Source organism: Ureibacillus thermosphaericus (genome assembly GCF_012396605.1).
GTDB lineage: Bacteria > Bacillota > Bacilli > Bacillales_A > Planococcaceae > Ureibacillus > Ureibacillus thermosphaericus.
The window spans coordinates 37,923-49,949 of sequence record NZ_JAAXPW010000016.1 but is presented as its reverse complement, the minus strand read 5'-3'; the positions used below and the strand labels follow the sequence as shown (position 1 = coordinate 49,949).

The 12,027-nt window shown below is 37.4% G+C and carries 11 protein-coding genes and 1 other annotated feature; of the genes, 10 read left to right on the top strand and 1 reads right to left on the bottom strand.

What is annotated here, in order from left to right:
* Positions 1-9: 9 nt before the first annotated feature.
* The 5 genes from hemC (at position 10) to HF990_RS08100 (ending at position 4,936) form a co-directional block, all read left to right on the top strand.
* Positions 10-939 carry a hydroxymethylbilane synthase gene (gene hemC, locus HF990_RS08120; RefSeq protein WP_168412392.1) on the top strand — a complete coding sequence of 310 codons (930 nt, stop codon included), beginning with the start codon at positions 10-12 and terminating at the stop codon, positions 937-939.
* Positions 932-1,684 (top strand): uroporphyrinogen-III synthase, encoded by a 753-nt coding sequence (locus HF990_RS08115; protein WP_168412391.1) that lies wholly within the window; start codon positions 932-934, stop codon positions 1,682-1,684. The genes hemC and HF990_RS08115 overlap by 8 nt, the downstream gene beginning before the upstream one ends.
* Entirely contained in the window at positions 1,684-2,664 is a 981-nt protein-coding gene (gene hemB, locus HF990_RS08110) for a porphobilinogen synthase (protein ID WP_016838428.1), read from the top strand. The genes HF990_RS08115 and hemB overlap by 1 nt, the downstream gene beginning before the upstream one ends.
* A 1-nt stretch (position 2,665) precedes the next feature.
* Positions 2,666-3,955 (top strand): glutamate-1-semialdehyde 2,1-aminomutase, encoded by a 1,290-nt coding sequence (gene hemL, locus HF990_RS08105; protein WP_168412390.1) that lies wholly within the window; start codon positions 2,666-2,668, stop codon positions 3,953-3,955.
* 129 nt (positions 3,956-4,084) lie between these two features.
* Positions 4,085-4,936 carry a hypothetical protein gene (locus HF990_RS08100; protein ID WP_168412389.1) on the top strand — a complete coding sequence of 284 codons (852 nt, stop codon included), beginning with the start codon at positions 4,085-4,087 and terminating at the stop codon, positions 4,934-4,936.
* Here the strand turns inward: HF990_RS08100 and HF990_RS08095 are convergent.
* Positions 4,929-5,138: a hypothetical protein gene (locus HF990_RS08095; RefSeq protein WP_016838425.1), complete on the bottom strand. Its 210-nt coding sequence runs from the start codon at positions 5,136-5,138 to the stop codon at positions 4,929-4,931. The two genes, HF990_RS08100 and HF990_RS08095, sit on opposite strands and share 8 nt — an antisense overlap.
* A 79-nt stretch (positions 5,139-5,217) precedes the next feature.
* Positions 5,218-5,442: a binding site (T-box leader), on the top strand.
* Between the two features lie 56 nt (positions 5,443-5,498).
* On the opposite strand from HF990_RS08095, the gene HF990_RS08090 reads away from it, so the two are divergent.
* The 5 genes from HF990_RS08090 (at position 5,499) to HF990_RS08075 (ending at position 11,980) form a co-directional block, all read left to right on the top strand.
* Positions 5,499-8,144 (top strand): valine--tRNA ligase, encoded by a 2,646-nt coding sequence (locus HF990_RS08090; RefSeq protein WP_168412388.1) that lies wholly within the window; start codon positions 5,499-5,501, stop codon positions 8,142-8,144.
* A gap of 171 nt (positions 8,145-8,315) precedes the next feature.
* On the top strand, positions 8,316-8,450 hold the full coding sequence (locus tag HF990_RS15230; RefSeq protein WP_016838423.1) for a hypothetical protein: 135 nt from the start codon (positions 8,316-8,318) through the stop codon (positions 8,448-8,450).
* A 161-nt stretch (positions 8,451-8,611) separates the two neighbouring features.
* On the top strand, positions 8,612-9,916 hold the full coding sequence (locus HF990_RS08085) for a bifunctional folylpolyglutamate synthase/dihydrofolate synthase (protein WP_016838422.1): 1,305 nt from the start codon (positions 8,612-8,614) through the stop codon (positions 9,914-9,916).
* Positions 9,900-11,150, top strand: a complete 1,251-nt coding sequence (locus HF990_RS08080) for a bifunctional folylpolyglutamate synthase/dihydrofolate synthase (protein WP_016838421.1) — start codon at positions 9,900-9,902, stop codon at positions 11,148-11,150. The genes HF990_RS08085 and HF990_RS08080 overlap by 17 nt, the downstream gene beginning before the upstream one ends.
* A gap of 188 nt (positions 11,151-11,338) precedes the next feature.
* A complete protein-coding gene (locus HF990_RS08075) occupies positions 11,339-11,980 on the top strand; it encodes a hypothetical protein (RefSeq protein ID WP_016838420.1) in 642 nt (213 codons plus the stop codon).
* The last annotated feature ends 47 nt before the right edge of the window (positions 11,981-12,027 follow it).

Sequence of the window (12,027 nt, the reverse complement as noted above, 5' to 3'; positions counted from 1 at the left end):
AGGTTCATCATGAGAAAAATTATTGTAGGTTCTCGAAAAAGTAAATTAGCATTAACCCAAACAAATTGGTTTATTAACGAATGTAAAAAAGCTGGTATTCCTTTTGAATTCGAAATCAAAGAAATTGTCACTAAAGGTGATAAAATATTAGACGTTCAATTATCAAAGGTAGGAGGAAAAGGATTATTCGTAAAAGAGATTGAAAAAGCATTGTTAGATAAAGAAATTGATTTTGCGGTGCATTCGATGAAAGATATGCCAGCAGTATTACCGGATGGTTTAACAGTCGGCTGTATTCCATTCCGCGAAGACCCTCGTGATGCCCTTATTTCAAAAAATCATATTAAGTTCAATGATTTACCAGAGGGGGCAGTTGTAGGGACAAGTTCTTTACGACGCAGTGCTCAACTATTACAAGTGAGACCAGACCTTGAAATCAAATGGATTCGAGGAAATATCGATACCCGATTGAAAAAACTTGAGACGGAAGGTTATGATGCGATTATTCTTGCTGCAGCAGGGTTAAAACGTATGGGATGGTCAAGCGAAGTTGTAACAGAATATTTGGATGTTGACATTTGCTTACCGGCTGTTGCTCAAGGAGCATTAGGAATTGAATGTCGTGAAGATGATGAAGAACTTTTAACAGAACTAGCGAAATTAACAGATAATAACACTAAGAAAGCGGTAACTGCTGAGCGGACGTTTTTAGCTGCGATGGATGGAGGTTGTCAAGTACCGATTGCTGGATATGCAACGGTTGATGGAGATGTCATCACAATGACGGGACTTGTGGCATCACCTGATGGAGCGATTTGTTACAAAGAAACAATTCAAGGAAATGACCCAGTAGAAATTGGAAATAAACTTGCTCAACTTTTAACTGATCAAGGTGCTTATGATTTAATCGCTAAGGTGAAGGCGGAGAACAATGCATAAACCTTTGGAAGGAAAAACTATAATCCTAACTGGTTCAAAAAAAACGTTGTCTATTATAGACGAAATCGATCAGCTTGGGGGAGAAGCGGTAGTTTGTCCGCTCATACAAACTGAAGAAGTAATTAGTATTGAGGACAAAGAGCGATTATTTTCTTGCCTAAACTATGACTGGCTTATTTTTACGAGTCAAAATGGTGTTGAGTTTTTTTATAAAAAAATAGAACGTCATCATTTTAACTTGGCACATTTTTCTAGTAAAATTGCTGCTGTAGGAGAAAAGACGGCCAAAATGTTAGAACAATATGGCTTTACGGTTCATTTCATGCCTACTATTTTCAGCGCTGATACATTTGTAAAAGAATTCCCTTTTGTAAGTGGTACGTCACCAAAATGTTTATTTATTAGAGGGGAATTAGCAAAGGACACCATAAAGAAAGGGCTGCCATTTCATATTGACGAATGGACGGTATATAAAACGATTGAAAATAGGAAATCCATTGAAACGCTAGTAAAGACGATTCAAACGAATAATGATCCAATTGTTATTTTTGCCAGTCCGTCAGCGGTAGATTGTTTCAATAAATTTGCAGTTTCACAAGTAGGATGGAACCAAATGAAAATCGCTTGCATTGGTCACATAACTAAAGGTGCCGTTGAAAAATATGGTGCCGTTGTTACATATTTTCCGAAGAAATATACAATGCAATCAGTTATTGAAGCGATTATAAAAGGAGAGGAATCATAATGTCACAATTTGAATTCAGAAGACATCGTAGATTACGTGCAAACGCTACAATTCGTTCTATGGTAAGAGAAAACCATTTATACAAAGAAGATTTAATTTACCCTATTTTCGTGATTGAGGGCGAAAACATTAAAAATCCAGTAAAATCTATGCCAGGTGTCTACCAACTTTCTTTGGATAATTTAGATGCTGAGATTGATGAAGTGGTATCACTTGGAATCCCATCAGTGATTTTATTCGGAATTCCTGCTGATAAAGATGCACAAGGAACAGGTGCTTTCCATGACCATGGAATTGTGCAAAAAGCGACACAACAAATTAAAGAGAGATATCCTCAATTGATGGTCATTGCAGATACATGTTTATGTGAATTTACTGATCATGGTCACTGTGGTTTAGTGGAAGGGGACAAAATTTTAAATGACCCATCCCTTGATATATTAGCTCGCACAGCTGTTTCTCAAGCGAAAGCAGGAGCTGATATCATTGCACCTTCCAATATGATGGATGGATTTGTAGTGGCCATTCGCCATGCTTTAGATGAAGCGGGATTCCAAGATGTTCCAATCATGTCCTATGCTGTAAAATATGCTTCAAGCTATTACGGACCATTCCGTGAAGCAGCGGAAGGAGCACCGAAATTTGGCGACCGCAAAACATATCAAATGGATCCAGCCAATCGTTTAGAAGCGTTCCGTGAAGCTGAAACCGACATTGAAGAAGGAGCTGATTTCTTAATCGTTAAACCAGCTCTAGCTTACATGGATATTATTCGAGATGTGAAAAACAATTTCCCAGTTCCAGTAGTTGCATACAACGTATCTGGAGAATATGCGATGGTGAAAGCAGCAGCACAAAACGGCTGGATTGATGAAAAGTCTGTTGTGTTAGAAACTTTACTTGGAATGAAGCGTGCGGGTGCTGACTTAATCATTACTTATCATGCTAAAGATGTAGCTCGTTGGTTGGAGGAGAAGTAAAATGCGTACCTATGAAAATTCAGTGAAAGCATTTAAAGAAGCAGTAAATTTAATGCCTGGAGGGGTGAACAGCCCTGTTCGTGCATTCAAATCTGTTAATGCAGAACCGATATTTATTGAATCTGGGGAAGGTGCTATTATTCGTGACATTGACGGCAACGAATATATCGATTATGTGCTTAGCTGGGGGCCGTTAATTTTAGGGCACTCTCATCCAGAAGTTGTGAAAGCAATTCAAGAACAAGCAGCAAAAGGAACTTCTTTTGGTGCACCGACAGTATTAGAAAACAAATTAGCCAAAATCGTTATTGAAAGAGTACCTTCAGTTGAAATGGTTCGTTTTGTTTCATCTGGGACAGAAGCGACGATGGCTGCTCTTCGACTAGCTCGAGGATACACAGGCCGCAACATTATAATGAAATTTGAAGGTTCTTACCATGGCCATGGAGATTCATTATTAATTAAAGCGGGATCAGGTGTTGCAACACTTGGTTTACCTGACAGCCCTGGCGTACCTGCAGACGTTGCAAAAAATACAACAACGGTTCCTTATAATGATTTAGAAGCAGTAAAAGCAACATTTGAAAAATTAGGTGACAACATTGCCGCGGTTATTGTAGAACCTGTTGCAGGGAACATGGGGGTTGTTCCACCGAAACCAGGATTTTTAGAAGGTTTACGTGAAATTACGAAACAATATGGCGCATTGCTTATTTTTGATGAAGTCATGACAGGATTCCGCGTCGATTATCACTGCGCTCAAGGTTACTATGGCATTGATCCAGATTTAACATGCCTTGGAAAAGTTGTGGGAGGCGGACTTCCTGTAGGTGCCTATGCTGGTAAGCGGGAAATCATGGAAAAGGTTGCGCCAAGTGGACCAGTGTATCAAGCAGGAACATTATCAGGTAACCCTCTCGCAATGACTGCTGGAATTGAAACATTATCCCGTTTAACACCTGAATCTTATGACTACTTTAAAAAATTAGGTGACCAATTGGAAGCTGGAATTCGTGAAGCCGCAACAAAATATAACATTCCGCATACAATAAATCGCGCGGGAAGTATGATTGGATTATTCTTAACAAATGAAGATGTAGTTGATTTTAAATCTGCCCAAACTTCCGATTTAACATTATTTGCTGAATTCTATCGACTCATGCTCGAAGAAGGAATATACTTACCACCTTCCCAATTTGAAGGATTGTTTATTTCAACTGCACATACGGAAGAACATATCGCAAAAACGGTAGATGCATTCCACAAAGTATTTGCAAAATTAGCTCGATAATAATTAGAGTGTCTTTTCCGTTGATAAGGAAGAGACACTCTTTTTTATTTTTAAAAAGTAATGAGGGATTTTTAATTCTTTAATCATACTTCCGATTCTCGGGCATAGAGTATTACGGGAGGGAAACATATGGCAAAAATCAATTGGGAAATGATGACGCAATTTATTTTTCCAGAAGCTTATGGGATTGTAGAAGAAGTTGTTTCGGTCCAAGTCATCCCGCGTTGGCAACAAACAGAATTAGAAGAATCTCTTCGTTTAACAGGCATTTATCATATTAAAGCAACAGTGAAGTTTAATCCAAAAATAAAGCCAGATTATAGCGAAGGTACGTTAATTGAACATTTAGATTTAAAAGGTGATGAAGGTTACTTTGAATATGCATTGCCTTTAGAAGTTGATTTACCTCGTGAGAAAGTTGCAAAAGATTGTCGACCAGAATTGCTTGTTGATGATATATCCTTTTTTGTATATGATGGCTCAAGCTGTACGTTTAAATGGGAAGTAAAATGCACATTTGATGAACCGGTAGTAGGTGCATTATTCCAAGTAGAATCTGAAGAGAAGGTAGCTGAACGAGTAGCCGTTGTGGCGGCTAATACAGGAGAAGTATTAGAAAGAGCCAAAACTGACCAGCCGCCATCTACATTAGAACATCCACTAGTAAATGAACCATTGCAACAAACAACTCAAAGAACGATTGAAACTACTGACCATTCGTCGAAAATGAATGAAAATCAACGATTACAGGATTCTGATGAATTTACTCTACATGAAAATCCGTCCATTTCCGTAGAACCACCTGAAGAATATAACTTTGTGGAAGAAGCAAAAAAAATTCGAAAAGAAACGGAAGAAGTAAAATTAGTTAATGAATCATCTAGTAAACTATTCATTGATGAAAAGTTTAAGCTTCCTTCTGATTCAGATGACTTCTATAATGAGCTTTCTGAAAATTATAGCGTATTGAAATTTAGATAATATCCGTCCATAACAACCATGAAATGAGGGCAAGTAGAAACAGCAGTAATACATCACCTGTCGTAGGAATAAAAACGACGCGAATAGCTTGAAAAACTGTAATTGGGATACAAATGCTTTTTGCAAAAAAACGTATTTTTCGAAGCCAAGGTGGTAATAACCAAGGATTATAACTTTTTCGTCTTTTGTGGAATAATGACATGGAAATCACTCCTTTCATTTCCTTCAAACTTGAAAACTGCTGCTAAATTTTATACAATGATTTAAGCAGTTGAATACACATTGATGCGATGAATTGGAAGAGTAAAATGATGTTGCATGCTAAAGAGAGGAAACGGTAGCTGAAAAGTTTCCGCATGCACGCATTTGAAGGTAGCCATGGAGCAACTTTTATGAAATTGAAGTAGTAAAAGTCGGTTGAACACCGTTATCGAAATGAGCGCTATTTAGACATTTATTGTCTAAATGGAAAAAAGGTGGTACCGCGAAACTCCTTCGTCCTTTTTGGGATAAGGAGTTTTTTTATTTTGCCAAAAATCAATCAACTAAAGGAGGAACATTCATGTCAGAAAACGTGACAATGCCAACTAAGTACGATCCAAATTCAGTTGAACAAGGTCGTTATAAATGGTGGCTAGAAGGGAAATTTTTCGAAGCAGATCCAAATAGTGACAAAAAACCATATTCCATTGTTATTCCACCACCAAACGTAACAGGAAAACTGCATCTTGGTCACGCTTGGGATACAACATTGCAAGATATTATTATTCGCATGAAACGGATGCAAGGATATGATGCATTATGGCTTCCAGGTATGGACCATGCTGGAATTGCAACACAAGCAAAAGTAGAAGCGAAGTTGCGTGAAGAAGGAAAAAGTCGCTACGATTTGGGTCGTGAAAAATTTCTTGAAAAAACGTGGGAATGGAAGGAAGAATATGCTAGCCATATTCGTGAACAATGGGCAAAATTAGGATTGTCATTGGACTATACAAAAGAGCGTTTCACATTGGATGAAGGTTTATCTGATGCTGTAAAAGAAGTGTTCGTACGTCTTTATGAAAAAGGATACATTTATCGAGGCGAACGTATCATCAACTGGGACCCGGAAGCAAAAACTGCTTTATCTGATATCGAAGTAATCTATAAAGAAATCCCTGGTGCCTTCTATCATATGAAATATCCGCTTGCGGACGGCTCTGGTTATTTGGAAGTTGCTACTACACGACCTGAAACAATGCTTGGGGATACTGCTGTAGCTGTTCATCCTGAAGATGAACGTTATAAACAGTACATCGGCAAAACAGTAATCTTACCGCTTGTCAATCGTGAAATTCCAATCGTAGCAGATGAATATGTGGATATGGAATTTGGTACAGGTGTTGTGAAAATTACACCAGCCCATGATCCAAATGACTTTGAAGTAGGAAACCGTCACAATTTAGAACGAATTTTAGTAATGAATGAAGACGGTACAATGAACGAAAATGCTGGCAAATATCAAGGTATAGACCGATTTGAATGCCGCAAGCAAATTGTGGAAGACTTAAAACAACAAGGCTACTTAATAAAAATTGAGGAACATACGCATTCCGTTGGACACTCTGAGCGTTCTGGGGCAATAGTTGAGCCTTATTTATCTAAACAATGGTTCGTAAAAATGAAGCCTCTTGCAGAAGCGGCATTGAAACTTCAACAAGATGAAGAAAATAAAGTGAATTTTGTTCCACCACGCTTTGAAAATACGTATATTCATTGGATGGAAAATATTAAAGACTGGTGTATTTCTCGTCAGCTTTGGTGGGGCCATCAAATTCCTGCTTGGTATCATAATGAAACGGGTGAAATTTATGTTGGAAAAGAACCACCTAAAGATGCGGAAAATTGGACGCAAGATCCGGACGTATTAGATACGTGGTTCTCTAGTGCATTATGGCCGTTCTCAACAATGGGTTGGCCGGATACAAATCATGAATTATATCAACGCTATTATCCAACAAATACGCTTGTTACAGGTTATGACATCATCTTCTTCTGGGTATCCCGCATGATTTTCCAAGGTATTGAATTTACCGGCAAACGACCATTCAAAGATGTGCTCATCCACGGTTTGGTTCGTGACGGGGAAGGACGTAAAATGAGTAAGTCCCTTGGAAACGGTGTAGACCCAATGGATGTGATTGACCAGTACGGTGCAGACTCTCTACGCTACTTCTTAGCAACTGGCTCTACACCAGGTCAAGACTTACGTTATACGAATGAAAAAGTCGAAGCGATTTGGAATTTTGCAAATAAAATTTGGAATGCATCTCGCTTTGCACTCATGAATATGAACGGTTTAAAATACGAAGAAATTGATTTATCCGGTGAATTGAGTGTTAGCGATAAATGGATTTTGACACGATTAAATGAAACGATTGAAAAAGTAACAGACTTAGCTGAACGTTATGAGTTCGGTGAAGTTGGGCGTGAATTGTACAACTTCATTTGGGATGACTTCTGTTCATGGTATATTGAAATGGCGAAGCTTCCACTATATGGAGACGATGAAGCGGCAAAACTTACAACTCGCTCCGTACTTGCGTATGTGCTTGACAATACAATGCGCCTACTTCATCCAATGATGCCATTCATTACAGAAGAAATTTGGCAACACCTTCCACATGAAGGCGAATCCATCACTGTTGCTGAGTGGCCAAAAGTAAGACCAGAATTTAATTTCAAAGAAGAATCTAATCATATGAAACTTCTTATGGACATTATACGTTCAGTTCGAAATATCCGTGCAGAAGTGAATACTCCAATCAGCAAAAAAGTTCCTTTATTTATTAAAGCGAAAGATGCGGAAACAGTAAAAATTCTAGAGGACAATAAAGCTTATATTGAGAAGTTCTGTAATCCAGAACAATTAGTGATTGGGGAACAGGTTGCAACACCTGAAAAATCGATGACAGCAGTTGTGACAGGCGCAGAGCTATTCTTGCCGTTAGCAGGGCTCATTAACTTAGAAGAAGAAATTGCACGTCTTGAAAAAGAGTTAGATAAATGGGCGAAGGAAGTAAAATTAGTATCTGGCAAGCTTTCCAACGAGAACTTCGTGAAAAAAGCTCCGGAAGCACTAGTTGCTAAAGAACGTGAAAAACTTGCTGACTATCAAGAAAAATATGATACAGTGAAAAAACGTTTGGATGAATTGAAGCAAATGTAATCATTTTTTTGATTTTGAAATTCGCTCAAGCTGAAGTATTTTTTCGGCTTGGCGAATTTTTTTCATGTGCCGGTGGAGTAATCTGTGCATGCTAGGGATATATTCAAACGAGAGGGAATTGTATCTGAGCTAGTTGGTGTAATGTGAACGAACAAGAGTGGATCTGCACAAGTGGAGGATTCAACAGCACAAACAGGGGTGTTATCTACCCGAGTGTGGAATCCAACTGCACAAGCTAGTGTGTTATCTGCGCAAGCGGAAAATCCACTCGCACGAGCAAGGATGTTATCTGCACAAGTAGATTGATATTTACAGGACTAGGGATTGTATCTGCGCAAACAAAAGATGTATCCTCACAAGCTAGTGAGTTATCTACATAGGCAGTTTATTTATTATCAAAAATCATTTCTTTGATGATACGCCATTCCTTTTGGAGTAAAATTATGATGGTTAGGAGGCGGGGTTATTTGTTTACATCAATGGAAGAATGTACGAATTTTATGTTTGGTTTAAAGGCTGAAAAGCATAAAGGGGAACCTTTTCAGGCAATGAACAAAATTTTGCCACTTATTAACAATCCCCATGAAAAAGTCACGTTCATACATATTGCTGGTTCGAATGGGAAAGGTTCTACTTTAAATTATTTAAAGGAAATTTTACAACATGCTCAATATAAAGTAGGAACCTTTACATCACCGCATTTAGAACGGGTGAATGAACGAATCACCATTAATGGTATAGATATTACAGATGAACGATTTTTATCCCTTGCGAATCAGCTATTTAAAATTATTGATGAACTGGGAGAGCATTATCCTAGCTTTTTTGAACTAATGACACTTATCGCGTTTATGTATTTTGCAGAAGAAGAAGTTGATATTGCACTTATTGAAGCTGGAATAGGTGGCCGTTTCGATTGTACAAATATCATCACACCATTATGTTCTATTATTACAACAGTATCTCTAGATCATACTGAAATACTTGGGGATACTTTAACAGAAATTGCCTATCAAAAAGCGGGGATTATTAAAAAAAATATACCTGTGGTTACCGCCGTTCAGGATGAAGAAGCAATGAATATTATTCGTCACGAAGCAGAACAAAAACTAGCTCCTATATTTGTTTATGGGGAAGACTTTTTCGTGTCGAATATTACGCTGAATACATCAAATCAGCATTTTACGTACCATTTAGGCAATGTGAAGTTAGATATATCATTAAAGATGATGGGTGCCCATCAAATCGTAAATGCCAGTTGTGCATTAACTGCAATAACTATACTAAGAAGTATCGGTTTTTCTAAGATTACAGATCATCACATTCAATCAGCATTAGAAAAAGCGTTTTGGCCTGGGCGCTTCGAACGGTTTGGTAAACAAGTTATATTAGATGGCTCTCATAATCCGGAAGGAACTAGGGCGCTCATTGATACTCTTATAAATCAATATCCAGACTATAAGTATAAGTTTATTTATTCTGTGATGAACGATAAAGATTATAAAGAGAGCATTTCCATGTTAGACAAAGTTGCAGAAGCGATTTATTTCACAGAGATACCTATACCGCGCGCTGCGAAAGCAAAGAATTTGGCAAGTTGTTCAGGGCATCCTTTTAAGGTTGTAAATGAAAACTGGAAGATGCTTATAGAACAGCAGTTGAAGAATCTGGAGAAAGATGAATTACTCATCATAACAGGTTCTATTTTATTCATTGCGGAAGTTCGGAAATATTTAAAGATGAAGGAAGAAGCGTATGATTCTCAATTTTGAACAATATAAAGAAAGATGGAATGTTCATAGTGACAGTATGATAAAACCGGGATTAGAGTCGATAAAAAGAGCGTTGACATTGCTTCATAATCCACAAGAAAAGCTTCAAGTAGTACATGTTGCAGGTACGAATGGAAAAGGTTCAACCATCGCCTTTTTAGAACAAATGGCGCTAAATCATGGACTATCCGTTGGAAAATTTATGTCACCATGTGTGGTGGATGTACACGATCAAATTCAAATAAACGGCAAACCGATTACACAAAAGCAAATGGACGTTGTTTTTCAACAAATGAATCACGCAGGAATCAGCGGATTATTAACAGATTTTGAGCTCCTTACATGTGCAGCGTTTCTTCATTTTGCTAATGAGCAAGTAGATTTAGTGCTTCTTGAAACGGGCTTAGGCGGATTAGAAGACAGCACAAATGTAGTCAATCCATTAGTTTCAATTATCACTAGCATCGCCCTAGAGCATACTCAAATTCTAGGTCATACGATTAAGCAAATTGCACAGCATAAAGCAGGAATTGTGAAATATGGGAAACCTGTGGTGATTGGGAAATTACCAGAAGAAGCTTTAACTGTTGTGAAACAAAAAGCCCATATTCAACAATCACCTTTGTATGCTTATGACGAGACGTTTACTGTTGAGGCAGATGAACAAGGGGAAAAGTATATAAATTTCAAGGAAAAAATAATAATTGAAAAACTCAAGAGAAAGTTGCTAGGTGCCCACCAAGGAGAAAATATGGCACTTGCAATTACTGCTTTTATAGAGATGGCGAAAATCTTACAAATTGAAGTTCAGATCGATTTGGTTCGACAATCAGTGGGTTGCACAAGTTTACCTTCTCGTTTTGAACAAGTGTTTCCGAATGTCTATTTTGATGGAGCCCATAATCCAGCTAGCATTGAGAAACTTATCGAAACGATTAAACAACAGTTACCAAATAAAAGGATTCGTTTCGTTCTAGGAATGGTTGCAGATAAAGATATTGAGAAAGTGTTGCGCTCCTTAGAAACAATTAGCGATGAATTTTATTTTGTCGATTTTCAAAATACTCGAGCTGCGAAAGCTAAAGATTTACTACATCTTTCAAAGGCGAAGAAAAAAGTAATATTGAAAGACTGTATCCCATTTATTCAATCAAGTGTAAATTTTGAAGGGATTACATTCGTGACCGGTTCCCTTTATTTATTAGCAGAAATACGCAATCAATTAAGAATATGATTTAATGTCTCAAGACCCTAGAAATCCTATTATATTGATAAACCCTTTTCTAATGGTTTCTTACAAATAATTATCTTTTAGATTTGTTCCATTATCATTTTCAATTAAAAATAAACATATGAAATAATATAGACATTGTTCGACTACAGATTTGAAATGGTGATTGTTGAATTGAAAAGGGTGATTCGATGAAATTTCCACATATCATTGGGCGACGAGAAATCGTAAGGGCTGCTCTATTAGGTTCTATTACAGGGATTGTAGGTGTTCTATTATTCATTCTTATACTAAATTCCATGAATTCAACTTATACCGAGCAGAAACATCAAAATGAATTAATTCCCGTTAGCTCGCAACAAACAGAAGAGAATGAAGAAGATGTGAAGGATGGCTACAGTGAGCAATTTTATGCCAATCAGCATGGAGTTTTTTCAAGTTTTGAAGCTGCAACAGATTTTGTATATGGCTATGCTAGTTTAAACACAAGCGCTGTCGTTGAAATTGATGGGAATTATTATGTTTGGTCCAGTGTTTCGACTACGAAAGAAGGGGTCGTGAAATCTGATGATCCTCCTTCCTTTGCCAAGCCTTTTACATTATCCGCTGCAGGTTGTTCTGAACCAGCTTTAAAAAATCTTCCTTCTTTACTGAAAAGTAATGATCCTGCAAAATTTAATTTTGAAGGTGTCGAAAATAAAGAAGATTTTCCTCCCGATTGGCAAACAATATCCTTCGCATTATCAAGTATATCAAGTGATTTATCAATTATTCGAATGCATCTGTTAGCCCACTATTTTACAGAAAATGACTGTTTGAAAATTAAATTTTAAAGATACAAACTGCAGTCAAATTTGTTATTTCCTAAAGTACGATGAAT